Annotated in this window: 21 protein-coding genes; 8 read left to right on the top strand and 13 right to left on the bottom strand. The window is 33.5% G+C overall.

All coding sequences use genetic code 11. The features are described 5' to 3' along the window. Positions 1 to 15: 15 nt before the first annotated feature. Entirely contained in the window at positions 16 to 1,266 is a 1,251-nt protein-coding gene (locus tag FGM02_RS05545) for an oligosaccharide flippase family protein (RefSeq protein WP_139957314.1), read from the bottom strand. A gap of 27 nt (positions 1,267 to 1,293) precedes the next feature. After that, complete coding sequence (locus tag FGM02_RS05540; RefSeq protein WP_139957313.1) at positions 1,294 to 2,430, bottom strand: response regulator; 1,137 nt, start codon at positions 2,428 to 2,430, stop codon at positions 1,294 to 1,296. Positions 2,431 to 2,642: 212 nt separating this feature from the next. Between FGM02_RS05540 and FGM02_RS05535 the strand changes: the two genes are divergently transcribed. Then, on the top strand, positions 2,643 to 4,718 hold the full coding sequence (locus FGM02_RS05535) for a tetratricopeptide repeat protein (protein WP_139957312.1): 2,076 nt from the start codon (positions 2,643 to 2,645) through the stop codon (positions 4,716 to 4,718). Between the two features lie 737 nt (positions 4,719 to 5,455). Here the strand turns inward: FGM02_RS05535 and FGM02_RS05530 are convergent. From FGM02_RS05530 to FGM02_RS05515, 4 genes are all read right to left on the bottom strand, one after another. After that, on the bottom strand, positions 5,456 to 6,148 hold the full coding sequence (locus FGM02_RS05530) for an SCO family protein (RefSeq protein ID WP_243739357.1): 693 nt from the start codon (positions 6,146 to 6,148) through the stop codon (positions 5,456 to 5,458). A gap of 1 nt (position 6,149) precedes the next feature. After that, positions 6,150 to 6,935, bottom strand: a complete 786-nt coding sequence (locus FGM02_RS05525; RefSeq protein ID WP_394344435.1) for a formylglycine-generating enzyme family protein — start codon at positions 6,933 to 6,935, stop codon at positions 6,150 to 6,152. A 19-nt stretch (positions 6,936 to 6,954) separates the two neighbouring features. Next, entirely contained in the window at positions 6,955 to 8,418 is a 1,464-nt protein-coding gene (nirK, locus tag FGM02_RS05520) for a copper-containing nitrite reductase (protein WP_139957310.1), read from the bottom strand. A 160-nt stretch (positions 8,419 to 8,578) separates the two neighbouring features. After that, positions 8,579 to 9,028 carry an RrF2 family transcriptional regulator gene (locus FGM02_RS05515; RefSeq protein WP_139957309.1) on the bottom strand — a complete coding sequence of 150 codons (450 nt, stop codon included), beginning with the start codon at positions 9,026 to 9,028 and terminating at the stop codon, positions 8,579 to 8,581. Between the two features lie 425 nt (positions 9,029 to 9,453). Between FGM02_RS05515 and FGM02_RS05510 the strand changes: the two genes are divergently transcribed. From FGM02_RS05510 to FGM02_RS05500, 3 genes are read left to right on the top strand one after another with little or no spacing between them, the layout of a single operon-like run. Beyond that, on the top strand, positions 9,454 to 10,611 hold the full coding sequence (locus tag FGM02_RS05510) for a mandelate racemase/muconate lactonizing enzyme family protein (RefSeq protein ID WP_139957308.1): 1,158 nt from the start codon (positions 9,454 to 9,456) through the stop codon (positions 10,609 to 10,611). Between the two features lie 17 nt (positions 10,612 to 10,628). Beyond that, on the top strand, positions 10,629 to 12,083 hold the full coding sequence (locus FGM02_RS05505; protein WP_139957307.1) for an NAD-dependent succinate-semialdehyde dehydrogenase: 1,455 nt from the start codon (positions 10,629 to 10,631) through the stop codon (positions 12,081 to 12,083). Positions 12,084 to 12,107: 24 nt separating this feature from the next. Further along, positions 12,108 to 13,121, top strand: coding sequence for an L-rhamnose/proton symporter RhaT (locus FGM02_RS05500; RefSeq protein ID WP_139957306.1), 1,014 nt, complete (start codon positions 12,108 to 12,110; stop codon positions 13,119 to 13,121). Positions 13,122 to 13,201: 80 nt separating this feature from the next. Here the strand turns inward: FGM02_RS05500 and FGM02_RS05495 are convergent, their stop codons facing one another. Continuing rightward, a complete protein-coding gene (locus FGM02_RS05495; RefSeq protein ID WP_139957305.1) occupies positions 13,202 to 13,537 on the bottom strand; it encodes a single-stranded DNA-binding protein in 336 nt (111 codons plus the stop codon). A 282-nt stretch (positions 13,538 to 13,819) separates the two neighbouring features. On the opposite strand from FGM02_RS05495, the gene FGM02_RS05490 reads away from it, so the two are divergent. Together FGM02_RS05490 and FGM02_RS05485 are read left to right on the top strand one after the other, a co-directional pair. Continuing rightward, entirely contained in the window at positions 13,820 to 15,091 is a 1,272-nt protein-coding gene (locus FGM02_RS05490; RefSeq protein ID WP_139957304.1) for a serine hydrolase domain-containing protein, read from the top strand. 63 nt (positions 15,092 to 15,154) lie between these two features. After that, positions 15,155 to 15,502, top strand: coding sequence for a hypothetical protein (locus FGM02_RS05485; protein WP_139957303.1), 348 nt, complete (start codon positions 15,155 to 15,157; stop codon positions 15,500 to 15,502). Between the two features lies 1 nt (position 15,503). Here the strand turns inward: FGM02_RS05485 and FGM02_RS05480 are convergent, their stop codons facing one another. The 6 genes from FGM02_RS05480 to FGM02_RS05455 all read right to left on the bottom strand — a co-directional run bounded on the left by FGM02_RS05480 (position 15,504) and on the right by FGM02_RS05455 (position 20,415). Beyond that, on the bottom strand, positions 15,504 to 15,962 hold the full coding sequence (locus tag FGM02_RS05480) for a CBS domain-containing protein (protein WP_139957302.1): 459 nt from the start codon (positions 15,960 to 15,962) through the stop codon (positions 15,504 to 15,506). 145 nt (positions 15,963 to 16,107) lie between these two features. After that, on the bottom strand, positions 16,108 to 17,550 hold the full coding sequence (gene pyk, locus FGM02_RS05475) for a pyruvate kinase (RefSeq protein WP_139957301.1): 1,443 nt from the start codon (positions 17,548 to 17,550) through the stop codon (positions 16,108 to 16,110). Between the two features lie 3 nt (positions 17,551 to 17,553). Further along, entirely contained in the window at positions 17,554 to 18,039 is a 486-nt protein-coding gene (locus tag FGM02_RS05470; protein WP_139957300.1) for an IPExxxVDY family protein, read from the bottom strand. 134 nt (positions 18,040 to 18,173) lie between these two features. Next, positions 18,174 to 18,914, bottom strand: coding sequence for a ribonuclease III (rnc, locus tag FGM02_RS05465; RefSeq protein WP_139957299.1), 741 nt, complete (start codon positions 18,912 to 18,914; stop codon positions 18,174 to 18,176). A 6-nt stretch (positions 18,915 to 18,920) separates the two neighbouring features. Then, positions 18,921 to 20,171, bottom strand: a complete 1,251-nt coding sequence (gene fabF / locus FGM02_RS05460; protein ID WP_139957298.1) for a beta-ketoacyl-ACP synthase II — start codon at positions 20,169 to 20,171, stop codon at positions 18,921 to 18,923. Positions 20,172 to 20,178: 7 nt separating this feature from the next. Continuing rightward, positions 20,179 to 20,415, bottom strand: a complete 237-nt coding sequence (locus FGM02_RS05455) for an acyl carrier protein (protein WP_068209181.1) — start codon at positions 20,413 to 20,415, stop codon at positions 20,179 to 20,181. Between the two features lie 177 nt (positions 20,416 to 20,592). Between FGM02_RS05455 and purN the strand changes: the two genes are divergently transcribed. Together purN and FGM02_RS05445 are read left to right on the top strand one after the other, a co-directional pair. Continuing rightward, on the top strand, positions 20,593 to 21,165 hold the full coding sequence (purN, locus tag FGM02_RS05450; protein WP_139957297.1) for a phosphoribosylglycinamide formyltransferase: 573 nt from the start codon (positions 20,593 to 20,595) through the stop codon (positions 21,163 to 21,165). A gap of 20 nt (positions 21,166 to 21,185) precedes the next feature. Further along, the gene (locus FGM02_RS05445) at positions 21,186 to 21,821 is read left to right on the top strand and encodes a ribonuclease H1 domain-containing protein (protein ID WP_139957296.1); all 636 of its coding nucleotides are present in this window, start codon (positions 21,186 to 21,188) and stop codon (positions 21,819 to 21,821) included. Positions 21,822 to 21,908: the final 87 nt, after the last annotated feature.

The following is a 21,908-nucleotide window of genomic DNA, read 5'->3' as shown; positions in this document are numbered from 1 at the left end:
CGCCCAAAGGAAGTTTTATGTCGATGAAGTTTTCTTTTGATCTATGAGATAATAGAGAAACTGTGCGATTAAAAGGACAAACATGGCTAGTATTTGTACATGTACAACCTGCTCTAAACTTGAATGAAACAATACAATTAACAAAACTTGTGCAATTCCTAACAGCGCTAAAAACAAAACTGGAAAATACCTGTCTAAGGAAAGATAGTAGTATGCAAATATATTAGAAACAGCAAATAAGGAAGTAGCCAAAGCATATTTCCATAGTAAATGTCCCACTTCTACATACTGGTCTCCAAACAATAAAAGGATTATTTGATTTGGAAATAGCAAACACACAAATACAATCAAAAAAGAAATTAGGCCAATATATCCTATGTATTTATACAATACATGCGAGGTTGATTTCCCTTCTTTTTTTAATTTGACAACAGTTGGCAAAAGTATCATTACATACATCCAAGCAATAAAGTAAACCATTCTTCCAATCAAAGCTAAGGAAGCATACAAACCTGCTTCATAGCTATCAAAATAATGTTTCACCAATAATATATCGCTGTTGTTGATAATAATCTGTGTCATTTCATAGACAGCTGTCAACACAAAAAAGGTGGCTATTTGTTTTTTTTGAGTCTTTTCTAACACCCCTTTTTGCTGAAGCAGGGCTTTCAAATTTTTAACAGGAAAAATTCCGAAAACAAAAGACAAAACTATACCCACAGCAATTAAAGCGGAAGTATCTAAATCTAAAAAATAAAGTAGTAGAAACGTAAAAAGCACTCTACTCAACATCTCTACTTGGTAAGTAACAGACAAGGATATGAATTCTTTCTTGCCTTGAAAAACTCCTCGATTGACACTCATTAAAAAATAAAAAGGTACACCTAAGCCAAAATACACAAACATATCCGACGAAGTGGTGTTTAAAAAGGATTGTAAATTTCCCGAAAAAACAACAATCACACCTCCCAAAACACCTCCTGCCAAGAAAGCGTATAAAAACAACTGTTTGGTAAAAACAAGATATTGTTCTGAACTCCAAGAAAGCGCAAACTTTGCGGTAACCAATTGAAAAGACATCGCCACAAAAGAAATAACCAATAAAAACGTGATTAAAACGGCAGCATCTGCAAATTTTTCAGGACCTAAAACACGACCTAAAACTAAATTATACAAATAGTTTCCTGCATTTACAACGAGTCCACTTAACATAAATATTTGTTCGGGACTAATTTTTTTACTCTTTAAAGCTTTGATAATATCCATAGATCATTTCAATAAATGAAGGCCTTTTTATTTTCTATATTTTATCGCAATTTCGCCTAACTGACCTATAATTTTAAAAGAGTCTTTCATAGAAAGCTTAGAGCCATCAGCGTGAATCCATCTTTTTAAAGGTTGTTCACAAATCATAGCCACAGCTTTTTCTCTTCCGTAGATATTTCCCATACGTTTAAAAATCTCAACATCAAATAACCATCGCGTTAAAAATGGATCTTTAAAAACTATTTTCACTAAATCTCTTCGAATAATTTTAGCTCCACATTGTGTGTCTTTAAAATTCATTCCTAAAATTTTTCGAATGATAAAATTGATGGTCAAACTAATAATTTCACGAGCTGACTCCTTATTGATATCGGCACCCATACGTGCAATCCTAGACCCACTTACAATTTGAAAATCAGAACTTTCAATAGTCGTAACCAAATCGTCAAAATCTTTAAAATCTGTAGATAAATCGGCATCTAAATACCCTAAATAATCTAGTTGAGGATCTTTTACTAAATGCAACATTCCTTGACGAACGGCTTCCCCTTTACCTCCATTTTGTGCACAATCGTATACCGAAATATAATCTTCTCGACCTTTGGCCAAATCGTTCAATACTTCTAAAGTTTTGTCTGTACTACCATCATTTACAAAACACAAATGATAACCTAAATTGGTATCTAAAAAATCTGTAAATTCTTTACTCAACAAACGGGACTCTTCATTATAACAAGGAATAACGACCCCTACACAACTTTTAGATATTTGAACATTGTGTGTATGCTCTTTTTTTTCAAAATTTTCTGGAGTACCAATCAAGCGTCTTACTCTTACTGAGATTTCACTTAATTGCACTGGCTTTTTCATATAATCATCAATACCCAAATCAAAACCATCTACAATGGTATCTTCATCTGTATTTCCAGACATGACCATTATGGACACTTTATTTCCTGCTGAACGTAGATGTTTTACTATGTCTAAACCAGACATACCGTCCATATTGATATCTACAATCACTAATTCCGGCTGAAAATCTTCTATCAACTTAATCCCTTCTTCTCCACCTAGTGCTGTTTTTACTTGATATCCTAAACTTGTCAAATGTTTCTCTAAAGATAAAAGAACCAATTGCTGATCGTCAATAGCTACAATTTTCATATTATTTTTTATTTTTTAAAGGCACTAATACTTTTTCCAAATGCTTGTCCTAAAATTAATACTTTTTTTCTCCATTTTCATAACTAAGCGTAAAACTATTCGAATATTCAACGAGTGTCCAATTGATTTCGACGAACAGAACATTTCTATAGATGAAAATACATACATTAGTACCTAACTTGCAAGCATAAGAAATTAAAAAAATTAGATCTATGAAAACCGTTTATTTTTATTTATTCATCCTTGTTTTTACTGCGACAAAAAGTTATTCGCAAGACATGCAAAAAGGTTTTACCTATTTAGAAACCGGAAAATATGAACCCGCTGTAGCTTTCTTTCAAAAAGTACTAAAAGACTACCCCACTAATAAAACAGCAAAATTGTGTTATGGGAGAGCGGTAGGCTTACACGGAGACGCGCCGAAAGCCGTGGGTATTTTTACAGAAATGTTAAAAGATTATCCTGGTGATTTTGAAATAAAATTAAATTATGCCGAATCTTTATTATGGGACAAACAGTTTGAAGCAGCAGAAAAGTACTATAAAACTTTGGCGGCAGAAAACGCTACGAGTTTCCCTGCTCTTTTAGGATTTGCCAATACCTTATCTAATTTAAAAAAATATCCTGAAGCTTTACTATTTGTAGACAAAGCCTTGGTAGTCCTTCCTGGAAATCCGAATGCCATGGTTTCTAAAAAGTACATTCAACTAGGCTATGCAGATGCTTTAACAAAACAACAAAAATACGAGGAAGCTATTTCCTTCCTAAAAAGCAATTTGTTGTTGTTTGAAAAAGACGAAGCTACCTTAAAAAATCTAGTCAACACCTACGTAATTGCAAAGCAATACGAAAATGCAAAACAAGTGTACTACGATTTAGCCACCACTAAAAAAGACAGTGTTTTTTCATTAAATGGCTTATCCTTAATTGCTCATTTTGAAAATAAAAACAAGGCTGCTTTAAAAATAAGTGACCAAGCCATGCAAATGGTGAGTGAGATTAGCGATAAGGAATTAAAAAAACAAACAGCCTCTCGAAATGTTCAAGCTTTAATTTGGAATAAAAAATACAAAAAAGCTGAAAGTGACATCAACACACTGATTAACGAACATCCAAAAGAAACTTGGCCAATTTCATTAAGAGCTACCTTAAATATTTACAAAGGAGATTTTAAAAGTACCATTACAGATTATGATAAAATTTTAGAAACAGAAGCCAGTTCCTTTGATGGAAATTTAGGAAAGGCAAATGCCTTAAAAGCTTCAGGAAAATACAAAGAAGCCTATAGTGCCGCCAAACAAACCTTAAAATATTACGACAAACAAAAAGATGTTGTAAACTTTATAAAAGGGTTGGATAAGTCCTTTACACCTTATGCCACCTCTAAAACCGCTTATTCCTTCGACAATGGAGAAAATAACGCCATTGTAACAGAATTAGATATCATTTATCCTATTTCAACAAAAACAACTTTAAAAGGTCAATATAGCTACCGAACCACCCAAAACGATTTTAAAAATAACAGCGCCAGTGTACATAGTGTATTTGCCGGCATAACACAACAATTAGCTCCTAGCGTTTCTTTAAATGCTTTGTTAGGAATTGTTTCAACAGACGTTGAAACAGAAAACTATAAAAATTTCCTAACCACCATTTCTTTAAACTTAAAACCTTTTAAATTAAATTCTTTAGAAATAGGATACAAACGTGAAATGGAAACTTTTAATGCCGATTTATTGGAAAAAGAAATTGTGAAAAATAATTTCTTCGCCAATTACAATATGGGTACCAATTTTAACTTGGGTTGGTTTACCCAATATTATTATACTGCACAAAGTGATGGAAACGCAAGAAACCTATTGTTTACCTCACTTTATTACAATATTTTGAGCAAGCCCGCATTAAAAGCTGGTTTTAATTTCCAAGCCATTTCATTTAAAGACCAAGTACCTAATGATTATTTTAGTCCGGAAAAATTTAAAGCTTATGAAATCTTTATTGATTTAATGAAAGACGAATATTCAACTAAAAACAAAAGTATTTATTACAATTTAAACGCCGCATTAGGTTTGCAATATATTGAAGATCAAGCACAGCAAAGTACTTATCGAGTTCAGGCAAAACTAGGCTATAAATTTAGCAGCAGACTGGTTGCCAATATTTATGGATTGCAAAGTAATATTGCCTCTGCTGTTACATCTGCCAATGCAAATGGATTTACTTATACTGAATTTGGCCTAAGAATTCAATGGCATTTTTTAAAAGGGCCTTCGTTCTCTAGAAAATAAACTTACACATTCTAGTAATTTCTTACTAAAAGAATTTCCTTATAAAAACAAAAAAGACACTTGGCAGCAACCGTGTGTCTTTTTATATTAAGTCACAATACAAAAAAACGTTTACATTGAATTCAATTAATTTTTGGTACTTCATGGTAAACTTTAATTCATTAGAAATACCAGGCAAAAAACCCCTTAGTAAAAATACTAAGAGGCTTAATTCCCATTAAAGGGCTCTGGGGGCAGATTTAATTGTGAATCACAATCGATCCGTGATACTATTTAACGACTATGCCTTAACTAAAAACGACACTTAGTACTATTTTTCTGTGTAGTTTAATGGCTTGCTATGACAGTTATTACTTTATGAGCAGTTTCGCTTTTTATGATCCTTATTTAAAACTTGGCATATTGGTACTTTAAAATCTTCTAAAATAGATTCATTTTACCTTTAAGTGGGTAATTTTACAAACAGCAAAAACCTTCTGTTTTTAGTATTGTAAACCTAGGTTATAAAACGAAATAGGAACAACTTTCTTCATGAGCAATCATCTTTAATTATACTTCAAAAATACGTGCTTATTCCGCTGTCTATGTGTTTATTCGACGTAAAAAAGCACAGGTTCGGTGAATGGTGATTTTGTTTCGTTTAGACACAAAAGCATCGTTCTAAATTCCATTTAACGAAAATTAGACGATGCTTAGTTCTATACAAATGCCTTAAGAAATAGGCTGTTTTGTGATTTTTATAGTGAAGCTGTTAATTCAGAAATTTTTGCAATTGTGCTTTTATTATCTACCCCCAAACCTTCTTGTTGGTGCACCAATTCACCTTTTGCATTAAATACACTTATGATATTAGAATGCGAAAAATCTATAGGTGAAATTTGTTTGTATTTTACGGCCAAAACATTGGCAAACTCTCTTACTCCACTTACCGATCCTTGTAAGAAAATCCAATGTTCAGCATCCATTTTATTTTCTATAGCGAAAGCTTTTAGTCTTTCAGGTGTATCATTTTCTGGATCTATACTGACCAAAACATAATTTAATGCTTCATTTTTTTCAATCTGTGCTTCAATATTCCGCATATCGGCAACCAATCGGGGACAAGCAGCTTTACAGCTTGTATAAATCATAACCAGTACCAAAGGTTTTCCTTTTAATGTTGCCAATTGTATTACTTTTCCTTCCTCTGTTGTCCAACTTGAGCTTAGATTAAAAATTGAACTTTCAGAAATTTCAGTCGTTTGTTCTATCCTTTTTGAAAGGGCTTGTAAATTCATCTTACAAACCTGGCAAATTCCTTTTTGCGCAAAGGTTTTCTCTCCTTCACATTTCATAGGACATTGGTACACAATTTCATTCGTTTTTGTTTTTTTGTTCTGACAAGCAGAAAAAGAAAACACAAGTAAAAGTAGACTTATATATATTTTCATTTTATTTATTTTTAATGGTATCCGCAGTTTTTACACAACGAAAACCTAAATTTTTCATGACATAATTCGCCTTTAAACTACCTCGAATGGCATAGCGCATAAAAGCCGCATAATTCATCAAATCGGTAGCACCAATGGCAGCACTTCCACAAAATAAATTAGTGTCGGTATCTACATCTTTTCTAGATTCACCTGAAACTAACACGCTGTTAAAATCCGAAGTCCACTCCCAAACCAATCCATGCAAATCGTAAATACCCCAATAATTTTTAAAGGTGGAACCTATCGGATTGTTTTTAGGTTTTGGTTTTTCATACCAAGCTAAAATAAACTCGTTGTAGCTTTTTAATTTTCGGGCATCGGCCATTTTTTCATTTGCCATGGCTACATATTCCCATTCATCAATAGAAGGCAAGCGCTTTCCTTGACATTCACAATAAGCATTTGCAGCAAACCAGGATATATTTACCACAGGTTCTACAGGAAGATTTTCCACACCAATTTCTTCATCATTTTGCCAATGTCGTAAATAATTTTCTTCGGCAAATAATTGAATGACTTTGGATTTTTTCCATTTCGGATTGTCCTTTACAAATTGTACATAATCTTGATTTGTAACGGGATATACATCCATAAAAAAGGAAGGAACTTTTACTAAAACGGTATCTACACCATACAAGGGAATATAACTTCCGCCTTTGACCAATTTCATGGCATTATTTTGTGCCTGAGTTTGCAGTAAACCCAGGCATAAAAAAAATAGTATGTTGTAAATTTTAGAAATCATCTTCGTTCTTAAGTCTTAATTAATGACCTCCGTTTCTTCTGTTTTTTACCATTGTAGCCGTTACGGTTTTCTTAGAATTGCCCCAACTGTTGTATACATAAGTCAAAACATTTGCAACCTCTTCATCAGTTAAATTTTGACGGGTCATGACACTGTTATATGTCTGGCCATTTACTTTAATTTCTCCAGTTTTTCCATTCAAAATAATATCTATGGCTCTATCCACATCTGCATTTAAATAATCAGATTTTGCCAAAGGAGGAAAAGCTCCAGGTATACCTTGACCTTCTGCTTGGTGACAAGCAAAACAAGTCTGCATATAGCTTGTTTTACCAAAAGCAATTTTTTCTTTTAAAGAAGAAGCCACTTCAGCAGGCACCTTTTTACCTTGAGGCATGGTTTGAATGGCCCCACCTTCCGGATGGTAAATTCCTTCTTTTTCTTTTCCAGAATAAATCCCTTTATTCTCTTCACCTTCTACCTTTAACATAGCCAAGGCTCCTTTATTAAATGCTCTAAAAATAGAATGATCCACCAAAATAAAAGTTCCAGGAACATCTACTTTAAATTCAACAATGGCGGCACCACCAGCGGGTATTAAAGTTGTTTGCACATTTTTATTTTCCAAACTACCACCTTCTACACGAACCACATCGAATATTTCACCAATAACATGAAAAGATGAAACTAAATTAGGTCCCCCGTTACCAACAAACAAACGAATGGTTTCGCCGACTTTAGCTGTAAGTGCATTATCACCTGTCATAGAGCCAACTTTTCCATTAAACACTACATAATCTGCGTCTTCGTCTACTGCTTTTTGCATATCAAAAGGCTGTAAACCTCTTTCACCATTTTCTCCTTTGGTATAAAAATCGCCTTGCATTACATAATATTCTTTGTCTACTTTAGGCAAACCGCCCTCTGGCTCTACCAAAATTAAACCATACATTCCGTTTGCAATGTGCATTCCTACTGGGGCAGTAGCGCAATGGTACACATACAAACCTGGGTTCAATACTTTAAAAGAAAATTGTGCCTCATGCCCTGGTGCAACAAAAGAAGAAGTTGCTCCACCTCCTGGACCAGTTACCGCATGTAAATCTATATTATGCGGCAATTTATTATCTGGATGATTTTTTAGGTGAAACTCTACTTCATCCCCCACTCGAGTTCTAATGAAACTACCCGGTACAGAACCTCCGAATGTCCAATACACATATTTTACACCATCGGTCATTTCTCCTTCTTCTTCTAAAATTTCCATATTGACCTTTAACTTTTTTGCCACCCTATTACCAACAGGAGCAGGAACATTTGGAGGAGCAGTAAGCTCGGCTTCCATTTCGGTATACACAGCAATTTTTGAAGAATCTTCCACTGATTTTTCTGTTTTTTTATCTCCACAAGCGCTGACAAAAGCAAGTAAAGCAAACATGAATGTAGCCTTTAAAGAGTAAAATGTAAGTTTTTGAGTATTCATATCTTTCTTATTAAGTTAAAAAGACCTTTTTGTCCTTTATAGAGCAAAAGTACTAAAATAATTTAAACGAATACTAAAATATTTAAAGAGAATTATCAAAAAAGACGAAACACAAAGTCTATATCTACGTATAAAATTCAATGACCATTCCATCAATATTTTATAGAATATCGAACTTTTTTAAGCTAATTACACTTCCTTTTAATTCAATTTCTTTTGTAAATTCAGCAATGGTTTTATCTTTAAAATCAGAAATAATTTTCTTTTTAAACGGAGCTGCTATATAATGTACCGGACAAGGATTTTCATCTCCACACGTTTTTAAGCCTAAAAAACATTGATCAAATTTAACCGTACCGTCAATGTTCTCAATAATATCCCAAATAGAATTTCCCTTATTTTCTTCACTCAAATAAAACCCGCCATTTGGCCCTTTGGTAGAAGATACCAAATTATTTTTAGTAAGCTGTTGTAATAATTTTGCCAAAAAAGGTTGAGGAGTCAATAATTCCTCTGCAATTTTTTTTACACCAATTTTCGTTTTTTCATCAGTATGTAAACCTAAATAAAGAATAGAACGAATAGCGTATTTTGAAGCGTTTGACAACATATTAATAGAATTTATAGCACAAATATACCTAAAAAAGATGTTTTTATCTCCTTTTATTTATAAAATAAACCCCGTGTATTTCGTTCCACTACCCATAATTTAATCACTAACTAACAGATTTCTTTTTTTAACCAAACAACCAGGAAAAATTAGAATACAAAAACCATCGTTACGGTATTAAAAAATAAATCTACTCCTAAGAAACGCCCTTTTTACTTTAGTTTCCAATTAATAATTTTCTTTATTTCAATAATAACATTTACAAAAGTAGCAACTGTTTATCCTTTGGTACAATTTGTTGTTTAAGGTAAAAATTGATTTGTTTAAGATAATTATGAGGGAGAATCGACTTTATGATATCGCTAATTTTACTGACAGAAAACCGAACTTGATAAGCGTTAGCTGAAAATTAAAAATATAAAATTATGACAATTGAAAAAATTGAAACGTTTATTCTAAAAGATAAACTACAACAAAGTTTCTTCTTTTCACAATGGGAATATTCAGAAAGATGTATTTGTGTGGTAAAAGTAACTGCCTCTAACGGACAATATGGATGGGGTGAAGGATACGGGCCTGCACATATTTTAGAAGCTGGAATTGAATTTTTAAAACCAACTGTCATTGGACAAAACCCACTAGAAAATGAAGTGGTTTGGAATAAAATGTATCGCCGTACTTTAGACTTTGCAAGAAGAGGTGTGTTAATGGCATCTGTAAGTGCTTTGGATATTGCTATTTGGGATTTAAAAGGTAAAATTTTAAACCTTCCTGTTTCTACTTTATTAGGAGGTGCACATAGAAAACAAATTCAACCTTATGCTACTGGTTTGTATTATACGGATCCTAAAAATCCTTCAAGAGATTTTGTTGAAGAGGCTAAATTATATGTTTCTCAAGGCTTCAAGGCCATGAAAATGAAAGTTGGTTTGGGCATTGAAACCGATGTGAAATTTGTTAAACTTATTCGCGAAACCATTGGGCCAGATATCAAGTTAATGGTAGACTCTAACCATGCCTATACCTTTAGAGAAGCCGTAGAATTGGCTCGAAAAATAGAGAAGTATGATATTGGTTGGTTTGAAGAACCGATATCTCCGGAATTCTACGAGCAATACAACGAGCTTCGATCTAAAACAACCATCCCAATTGCAGGAGGCGAATGTGAATACACTCGTTTTGGATTTCAACAATTGATAAAACATAAATCTGTTGATATTATTCAACCAGATATTTGTGCAAGTGGTGGACTTACAGAGGCAAAAAGAATAGGAGCCTTAGCCAGTGCCAACGGAATTGATATAATTCCACATACCTGGGGTACCGCAATTGGTATTCATGTGGCCTTGCATTTTATTTCCAATATTGAATCTATTCCTGGAAGAATGCATGATGCCAATTTCTTAATTGAATACGATCAAACAGAAAATGGTTTGCGTGAAAGATTGACCTATCCTAAAATAAAAATGATTGATGGAATGATTGAAGTACCAAACAGACCTGGATTGGGAATTGATATAGACGAAGACGTATTACGAGAATACGCAATGACAAAGGAAGAAATAAAAAGTACATTTGTTTAACCAACATTACAATACATATGAAAACTCAAAATTTCGGATATAAGAAATTATACATCGACGGTCAATTAGTAGACGCAGTGGCTGGAAAAAAAGCCGATGTAATTTGTCCTGCTACAGGAGAAGTTATTGCACAAGTGGCTGAAGCAGGAAAAGAAGATGCTGAAAAAGCATTGCTTGCTGCACAAAAAGGATTTAAATTTTGGAAAAAATTATCATTAGCGGAAAGAACCGAATGGATGAGCAAATTGCGTTCTGCTGTTTTAGACAAGGAACATGAGCTTAGAACAGCCATGGTTCATGAAATGGGAAAAACCTATGAAGGAGCTTATGAAGATATTGAAGCGGTAATTAATGCTTTGGAATGGTATCCAAATGCCATGAAAAATTTACGTGAAGAACAAATTCCTGATTATGAAAACACACATACTCATAAGATGATTCAACAACCTGCCGGCGTTGCTGTTGCCTATTTAGCGTGGAATTTCCCGCTACTTAATGTTGGTTTTAAGTTAGGCCCAGCTCTAGCTGCAGGTTGTTCATTAATCATCAAACCTTCTGCTCTATCTCCTCTCTCAACCTATATGATTGGAGAAATATTACATGACATTAATTTCCCGGCCGGAGTGGTTAACATTTTATCAGGACCAAGTAGTACCGTGGCAACAACCATGACAACCAGTAAAATACCTGCTGTTTTAACCATGATTGGATCTACGGCAACTGGACAAAAAATTATTGCAGATAGCACAACCTCTATCAAAAAATTAGGAATGGAATTGGGAGGAAACGCTCCTTTTATCATCTTTGAAGATGCAGATTTTGACAAAGCTTTAGACTTAGCGGTTATTTTAAGTTTTTGGAATTCTGGGCAAATTTGTGTGGCAGCCAACAGAATATTTGTGCATAAAAACATCTATGAAAAATTCATGAAAGCCTTTATCAAAAGAACTTCCGAATTAAAATTAGGTTTTGGAACCAAAGAAAATCCTGATATATTTATGGGCCCTGTAATTACTAAAAAAGACAGACAAAGAATGTTTGACTTGGTAGAAGATGCTACTAGCAAAGGAGCCAAATTAGAATATGGAGGAAATATTCCTAAAGAATTTCCAGAAAATGGAAACTGGATGGAACCCTCGATTGTTTCTGGTATCGATCAAAACATGAGGCTTTTTAAAGAAGAAACCTTTGGTCCGGTAGCAGGTGTTATGCGTTTTGACACAGATGATGAAGTCCTAAATTTAGCAAATGACACTGAATTTGGATTGGCTTCTTATATCTTTACAAACAATCATCAAAGAATACAACGATTTACGGAAGAATTAGAGTTTGGAGAAATTCAAATTAACGGCGTAAAATATGCCATTTATTTACCGCATGGAGGTATTAAAAATTCTGGTATTGGTCATGACTGCTCTCATTTGGCATTAGACGATTACCTGGTTAAAAAACGTGTTTCAACCGCAATCTAAAACTATAAACTAAAATTAAACTATATGGATTCAATGTTTTTACCATTTTTATTGGTAATTTTTGCTAGTATTTTCCAAGGATCTTTTGGCCTGGGAATGAAATTTATGGCGCCTTTAAAATGGGAAGCTTGGTGGTTGTTACATTCCATTTTCGCAATGATTTTAATTCCTACAGCTTGGGCTTATTTTGTTACTCCCAACCTGTTTCATGTACTTTCAAATGCCCCAAGCGATGCTGCAATAACAGCAATGATTTTCGGTGCTCTTTGGGGAGTTGGTGGTATTTTATTTGGAAAAAGTGTTCCAATGATTGGTATTTCTTTAACCTACGGAATTGTGATGGGGGTTTGTTCTGCAGCGGGTGGATTGATTCCATTATTTACAGCTGACGATGCAGCCTTTCAAACAATGACTCCTGCACTGCCTTACATATTTGGAGGTGTGGCATTGATGCTTGTTGGTGTTGCTATTACCGCTTATGCGGGTGTAAAAAAAGACAAACTTCAAGCAAATTCAGAGAACACAGGAGAAAAAACAAATCTAAAATCGGGATTGATCCTTGCTGTTTTAAGTGGATTCCTTTCTGCCTTTTTAGCTGTTGGTTTTAACGAAGGGCAACCAATTGGAGAATTGGCAAAAAATGCAGGAGCCATAGATCGTAACACAAGTTTGGCTATTTGGGTAGTTGTTCTTTGGGGAGGGTTTGCTATCAATGCATTGTACGCTCTATTCTTACTGTTTAAAAACAATACTTGGAATTCCTATGCGACTCCTAATTCAGGAAAAGCTTACGCTTGGGCTATTGGAGCTGCCGTACTTTGGTTTGGTGCTTTAGGTATATACGGTCAAGGAGCTACCTTAATGGGAAGCTTAGGAGGTGTTATTGCTTGGCCAATGATGCTAGGATTGTCATTAATTGTTGGTAATGTATGGTCTTATATGAATAAAGAATGGGATGGTGCTAAAAAACCTTTTAACATTATGCTGTTAGGAGTGGGGGTTATTATTGTTGCTGTAGTTGTTATGGGATATTCTTAAATAATTCAATATAAAATAGATAAAACAGCCTCTAATTTTTAATTAGAGGCTGTTTTAGTTTGTACTAAATAGACTATCTATTATTTACCACCAAACATTAGTAATTCGCTTACCACAACTTCTGTAATGTATCTTTTATTTCCTTGTTTGTCATCATAGCTTTTTGTTGTTAATTTACCTTCTATGGCAATCTCTTGCCCCTTTTTCAAGTACTTCTCAACAACCTCAGCGGTTTTGTTCCACATTACCAAATTGTGCCATTCTGTAGAATCTACTTTTTCGCCATTTGCGTTTGTATAAGAATCATTAGTTGCCAATGAGAACTTGGCTAATTTTTTTCCTGATTCTAAATTAATAATTTCTGGGTCATTTCCTAAATGACCAATTAACTGTACTTTGTTTCTTAAATTACTCATAACATAACGATTTAAATGATTATTAATTATTTGTTTATAAATTCAAACTCTGTGTTAAAATCTATACTGCAAATCAACAACCAATCCCCAATTATACTCGGTTGCTAAGTAGTTACTTTCGTATGTAAGCGTTTGTAGTCGTTTACATTCAGTTTTGAAATTGGCTATTCTTCTAAGTTTTAGCTCAATATTTTTCAATTTCCCCGAAACAAATCTATCTTTGTAACAATCGAGAGCTTATTCTTAGAAAAAGATACCCCTAATTTTTTAAAATAGTTTCACATGCCTCAAAACCGTACAAAGTATATTATTGCCACTGCAGGACTCCTGTTATTTTTCTGTTGGTATATATATCCAACCACCTCAGTTAAAAAAAATGATACGGAAACGACAATTAACAAAACCAAAGTAATTGCAGAAGAAATTAGCCCTCCTACTCCACCTAAGCTTCCGAATAAAGAATTCAAAAAAATAATTAACAGTTACGACCATATCATAGATTCTATTCTGAAAAAAAATGGAACATTGGGTGCAGCAATTGCAATTATTCATAACAACAAAATTAAATACATCAACTGTCACGGATTAAAAAATTCGAAAACAAAAGAACCCATTGATCAGCACACTGTATTTCGACTGGCATCTGTCTCTAAGGCCGTTTCAGGAATTTTAGCAGGCTTATTAATTGAAGAAGATTTTATTCACTTAGAAGACAAGGTTGTTGATTATTTACCGAATTTTGAATTAATAGATAGCACAAGTACGCAAAACTTAAATATTATGCATTTGCTTACCCATACTTCTGGTATGGTACCCCATGCTTTTGATAATTTAATTGAAGACAATGTTTCATACGCAAGAGTGATTGACAAGCTTAATGAGGTAAATGTATATGCTTCTCCAGGGAAACTTTATGGATATCAGAATGTAGCCTTTAGCTTGTTAGATACGATTACAGAAGTTGCCACAAATACTTCGTTTGAAGACTTAATTGAGTCTTATGTATTTACGCCATTTTGTATGCAAGATGCATCTGTAGGTTTTGAGCCCTTTTCAAATAATAAAAACAAGGCTTATCCGCATCGAAAAATTGGAAATAAACGATTTGCACAATTAAAACTGAATGATCATTATTACAATACCATTCCGGCAGCAGGAATAAATGCAAGTTTACAGGACATGTCTAAATTTATACAGGCCATCCTTTCTACGAACAAATCATCACAAAGTAGCTTAACTGAAACTGTTTTTACCCCTAGAATTAACACGCCACTTAGAAGAAGTTATTTAAGTAAATGGGGAAAAGTCCAATCCAAACATTATGGTTTAGGATGGAGAATTATTGGTTACCAAGATCATTCCATTGCCTATCATGGTGGTTATGTAAATGGCTATAAAACAGAAATTGCCATTTGTGAAGAAGAAGATTTTGGTATCGTTTATCTTTCTAATTCACCAGACACCTCTGCTTCTTTTAGCGTACCTACTTTTCTAAAATTATATTTTGAAGCCACTGCTGCATTAGAACCAAAAATTGATAACAGCGGAGTTTAGACTTCTTTCCTTTCAAATAGAATTTAAAAATATTTGATATATTCGTATAAAAATGAAGCGCTTATGAAAAAACAATGCCTAGAATGTGGTGAAGAATTTGTTGGACGGTCGGATAAAAAGTTTTGTGCCGATTATTGTAGAAATGCCTATAATAATAAAATCAATGTAGAAAGTAAAAACATGGTTCGCAATACCAACAACCGACTTAAAAAAAACTTCAAAATACTTACAGAACTTAACCCTAATGGAAAAACAAAAATCCCAAAGCAGAAATTATCTGATTTAGGATTTGATTTTAATACAATTACTTCCTTATATATTACCAAAGCAGGAAGCACCTATTTTTATGTGTACGACCAAGGATATTTACCCTTAGAAAACAATTATTTCTTATTGATCAAAAAAGATTAGCCTACCAATTATCTTTTAACGAAAGGGCAGCTTTTAAAATATCTCTACGACTAATTTGCCCAACCAATTCTCCATCTTCTAAAACAGGAAAACGTTTTCTTTTAGACGTATAAAATAAGTTTGCCACTTCAAAAATAGACATGTTTGGCGTTATTGTGTCCACATCTTTAACCATATATTTTTCAACGGTTACATCTTGCATTGGTACATTGTAATACCTACTTTCTGATATCTGTTTCATACAATCTCCTTCAGAAATGATACCTAACAACTCATTTTCTGCATTTACAACCGGTCCACCAGAAATTTTATTTTTAATCAGTAACTCCATTACCTCTAAAACATGTTGTTCTGGACGAAAAGTGATTAATCTAGTTGTCATATAGTTCGAGACCAAAATCAAATCTGGATTAGACTTCTCTTCTTTGGGTTCCTTTGCTTTAAAGTTTTTTATTGCCATAGTTTGTGGTTTTTTGAATCTTAAATATAATTCATTTATTCGTACTTATACAAGATTATGGACTAATATAATAATTTATTCCAAATAAAAAACGCCTTCAAACTAAATTGAAAGCGTTTTTATAACTATAATATGAGACGGAGGATTAAGCTAATTCCGTTACTCTTAAGGTATTTACCATACCTTTATCTTTTACAGGAGTTGAATTTAAGTTGATAATTAAATCTCCTTTTTCAACCACTCCTCTATCTTTAGCCAATTGGTTAACTTCATTAATTGTCATAAACGTTGACGTATCATTGTCGTAGAAACGTGCTTTTACACCCCAGAATAAGTTTAGCATTGCCAAAACTCTTTTGTTAGGTGAGAATACCAAAATATGAGAATGAGGTCTCCAAGCAGAAATTTGGAAAGCTGTATACCCTGAATAGGTCAAAGTAACAATTGCTTTTGCTTTAATATTTTGGGCCATTACTGCTGCTTGATGACAAACCGCATCTGAAATAAATCGTTTAGGATCTTCCATTTTAGGAGCAGTTCTAGGCACATCAATTAAATCAGAATGTTCTACACTAATGATAATTTCTCTCATTTTTTTGATTACCTCTATTGGGAAAGCCCCAACTGAAGTTTCACCTGAAAGCATCACTGCATCTGCACCATCCATAATAGAGTTGGCAACATCATTTACCTCTGCTCTTGTAGGAACTTGATTTTCAATCATTGTTTCCATCATTTGCGTAGCAATAATTACTGGTATTTTAGCTTCTTTTGCTTTTCTAACCAACATTTTTTGTACCAATGGAACTTCTGCCATAGGAATTTCAACACCTAAATCACCACGAGCTACCATTAAGGCATCTGTATTGGCAATAATTGCATCAATATTTTCTAAAGCTTCTGGCTTTTCAATTTTAGAGATTACTCGAGTTCTGTATTCAGAAATATCAGAATTTTCAGCGATCAATTTATGAATATCATCTAAATCGGCAGGATTACGAACAAATGAAAGAGCCATCCAATCTACCTTTAATGACAAGGCAAAAATTGCATCTTTAATATCCTTTTCTGTTAAAGCAGGTAATGAAATTGCCGTATTAGGCAAGTTGACACCTTTTTTAGATTTTAAAGGACCACCACGCAATACTTTCGTAGTCACATTCAATTCACCATCAGTAGCAATAACTTCAAACATAAGTTTTCCGTCATCTACCAAAATATGCTCCCCAACTTTTACATCTCTTGGAAACTTACTATAGGTCATAAAAGCTTTTTCTTTTGTACCAATAGCAATTTTTTCTGTTGTAAACGTAAAAGTATCTCCAATGTTTAATTGCACACCATCAGACATTACACCTACTCTTAATTTAGGTCCTTGCAAATCTGCTAAACAAGCTACATGGTAACCCATTTCTTCATTCAGTTCTCTAATAATAGCAACTATTCTTGTTACCTCATCATAATCTGCATGAGAAAAATTAATTCTAAAGACATTCACTCCTGCAATCATTAATTGCTTTAGCGTTTCTTTATTGTTAATTGCTGGTCCAAGGGTTGCAACAATTTTCGTTTTTTTAGTATTTGGCATAATTTAAAAAATTAAAAAATCTTTCGACTTTAATGTTGAGATATCTATCGAATACGATGTGATAACTTGTTTGATACTTTTTATGGAATCAATTACTTCCAATAATTTATAGGAAGCAAAATCTCCTTCTATTTTTAATAAAAAATCCATCTTCTTCTTTTCAGGAACAAGATAGCTTGTTGTATTCACTGTTTCATTTATGGTTTGAAACAATCCATTTGAAATTGGCTTGTTTGAAACTCCATGATACTTATTTTCTATCAAATACCAAGTATTTGATTGTGCTTCATCGTTAAAACTATAAACCGAAAAAGGAATACATTGTCCATTTTCTTTTAGCTCTAAAGACGTTCTCGATTTCGCAAAAAAGACATTCAATTTCTCATTTAAAAGATAGGCTAACTTGTAATCTTCTAAACCTGTATGAATACTAATTAACGAATAATCCGTATCTATAAAATCATCTATTTCTAAAGAGTGTATCTGCATAAATAGAATTAATTAACATTCTTTGTTCGATTAAAAACAGGAATTAAAATTCCTTATTTTTTGACCAAACAAGTGGCTAAGTTACTTATTGTTTTGTGAATTCTGAAAAAAACATACGAAAACGTTGTAGCAGTTTAGCTAAACTCAACTATTTCTTCCTGATAAATAAAGTAGATTCTTCTTGCAGCTATTTCTTCTGCTTTCTTTTTTGAAGTGGCCCTTCCTTTGGATACAACTTTTCCATCAATCATGAGCTTTACACTGTAGTGTCTAACCGTTTCATTTCCGGAATCCTCATAGGTTTCAAACACCAATTTTTTCTTGGTTTTTTGACACCATTCAATGATGAGTCCCTTATAGCTAGCAATTTTATTTTCTAAGGAAGGAATGTCTATAAAACGATCAATTACTTTGGTTTCTATAAATTTTTCACACCCCTTATAACCTCTATCTAAATAAATAGCGCCAATAAGTGCTTCAAAAATATTCCCATAAATATTTTGACCAATTCTATTTTTAGAAATCATGCTTTTTACAAAGCGAATTAGATCTAGTTCTTTCCCTAAATTATTCAATTGTTTTCTACTAACAATTTTAGAACGCATTTGGGTTAAATACCCCTCATTGCCTTCCGGAACCATTTTGTACAAAAAGGCAGCGATGATAGACCCCAACATGGCATCTCCCAAAAACTCTAGCCTTTCATAATTAACTGGATTTCCGTTCTTGTCTAAAATTTTAATAGACCGATGAATAAAAGCCGTTTTGTAGTAATCAATATTTTTGGGACGAAAGCCCAATAGATTTTTTAACTCACCATAAAACACCTCATCTTTTTTATTTTGAGGTTGTATTATTTTACGAATGAATTTCAAAAGTTACTAGTCTATTTTTTTTATTAAAACACAAGCATTGTGACCACCAAAACCAAAAGTATTACTCATGGCAACTTTAATATTTCTTTTTTGAGGTTTGTTCAAAGTGAAATTTAATTTATTATCAATACGATCATCTTCAGTGTGATGATTGATTGTTGGAGGAACAATTCCATGTTTCATAGCTAAGATAGAAGCAATAGCCTCAATAGCTCCTGCAGCACCTAATAAATGCCCAGTCATAGATTTTGTAGAATTGATATTGATCTTATAAGCATGCTCACCAAATACATCTTTAATTGCTTTTGTTTCAGCAATATCTCCAAGCGGAGTAGATGTTCCATGTACATTAATAGCATCAACATCTTCAATTGTTAATCCTGCATCTTTGATACAGTTCAACATAACATTTTTAGCGCCCAATCCTTCTGGATGTGGTGCTGTTAAGTGATGCGCATCAGCTGACAAACCTCCTCCAGCGACTTCCGCATAGATTTTGGCTCCACGAGCTTTTGCATGTTCGTATTCTTCTAAAATTAAGGCTCCTGCACCTTCCCCCATAACAAAACCTTCACGGTCTTTATCAAAAGGTCTTGACGCTGTTTGAGGATCATCATTTCTAGTAGAAAGGGCATGTAAGGCATTAAAACCTCCCATACCTGATTGTGTTATTGCTGCTTCAGAACCTCCTGAAACAATAACATCAGCATATCCTAAACGGATATAGTTTAAAGCATCTATCAAAGCATTTGCTGAAGAAGCACAAGCCGATACCGTAGTAAAGTTTGGTCCTCTAAAACCATGTTTGATAGAAATCATTCCTGGTGCAATATCTGCAATCATTTTTGGAATGAAAAAAGGGTTAAATTTAGGAGTTCCATCACCGGCACCAAATTCCAACACTTGTTGTTCAAATGTATCAATTCCACCAATTCCGGCTCCCCAAATAACACCAACTCGATCTGAATCAATATTCTCAGGAGTTATACCAGCGTCATTGATAGCTTCATCAGCTGCAACCATTGCATACTGTGTAAACTTATCCATTTTTCTAGCCTCTTTCCTATGAATAAACTGATTTACATCGAAACCTTTTAGTTCACAAGCAAAACGAGTTTTGAACTTGGCAGCATCAAAATTAGTTATAGGCCCAGCTCCGCTGACACCATTTACTAGTCCATTCCAATATTCTTCAATATTATTACCGATTGGCGTTAATGCACCAAGTCCAGTTACTACTACTCGCTTTAATTCCATAAAAGTATTACTTTTTTGCTTCTTCTATATAACTGATTGCTTGACCTACAGTTCCGATATTTTCTGCTTGATCGTCTGGGATTTGAATATCAAATTCTTTTTCGAATTCCATAATCAACTCAACAGTATCTAATGAATCTGCTCCTAAATCGTTAGTGAAGCTTGCTTCAGTAGTTACTTCATTTTCGTCAACGCCTAATTTATCAACGATGATCGCTTTTACTCTTGATGCAATGTCTGACATAATTTTTTTTTATTTTAAATTTTAAATCGTGGCAAAAATAACAAACTTTCATTTAAAAAAACGATTTACCACAAAAATGTATTCACTAATGTAAAAAAATATCTTTAATATTTTGATTAACTTAGGGTTTTATTAATAATAATTATTTCTTTTGCACTTAAATCATTTCATAAAAACATGACAAGACTAGTTATTTTAGCCTCTGGATCGGGTACAAACGCAGAAAATATCATGCGCTATTTTAAAAATCATCCTAAAATAAGCGTGCATTCCGTTTTGAGCAACCGAAAAAATGCCAAAGTTTTAGAGCGTGCAGAAAACTTAAATATTGCAAACAAAAGCTTCTCTAAAACAGAATTTTTTGAAGAAGAAGGCATTTTAAACTATTTAAAAAGTCATGCTGATTATATTATATTGGCCGGTTTTTTATTAAAAATTCCTGAAAACATCATCCAAGCCTTTCCTGATAAAATTATAAACATCCACCCTGCTTTGTTGCCTAAATTTGGAGGAAAAGGAATGTACGGCATGAATGTGCATACCGCTGTTAAAGAACAAGGTGAAAAAGAAACTGGGATCACCATTCATTATGTCAATGAAAATTATGACGAAGGGGCTACCATATTTCAAGCAACTACTCCAGTAACTATATCGGATACACCAGATGATATTGCCGCTAATATTCATGTATTAGAGCAAGCTCATTTTCCGAAAGTGATTGAAAAAACAATTCTTAGCAGCTTAACTTAACCACGAGTTTTTCTAAATAAATAATGGCAAAAAAATATTACGTCGTATGGGAAGGCAAAAAGAAAGGAATTTTCACTTCTTGGAATATTTGCAAAAAGCATATAGAAGGCTATGCGGGTGCCAAATACAAATCATTTGCTGATAAAGAACTTGCTGAAAAAGCTTTCAAAGGTGCTTATGAAGATTACAAAGGCGTAAGTACCAAAAAAAAGGTATTGACTGCTGCTGAAAAAATGGCCTACGGAAAACCTATTTTAAACAGCATTGCTGTAGATGCCGCTTGTAGCGGTAATCCAGGACTTATGGAATATAGAGGTGTTGCTACCAGTACAGGTACCCAACTTTTTATACAGGGTCCTTATAAAAAAGGCACCAATAATATAGGTGAATTTTTAGCCTTGGTCCATGGTTTGGCTTGGCTTCAAAATAAAAAACAACCCGAAATGCTGATCTACTCCGATTCTAGAATTGCCATTTCTTGGGTAAAACAAAAAAAATGCAAAACAAAATTGCCTCAAAACGAAGACACAAAAGTTTTGTTTGATTTGATCAAAAGAGCTGAAAACTGGTTGAGAAATAACTCTTATAAAAACCCCATAGTTAAATGGGAAACCAAAGCTTGGGGAGAAATTCCTGCAGATTTTGGAAGAAAATAATGGCATCGACATCGTTTTTGTACGAGCAATGAAATATTTTATTCAAGAAAAAGAGCCCACAATACTAAATTCCTAAAATCTTCGTTT

The organism is Flavicella sediminum (genome assembly GCF_006381105.1).
Lineage (GTDB): Bacteria > Bacteroidota > Bacteroidia > Flavobacteriales > Flavobacteriaceae > Flavicella > Flavicella sediminum.
This window is presented reverse-complemented; position numbering and strand designations above follow the sequence as displayed.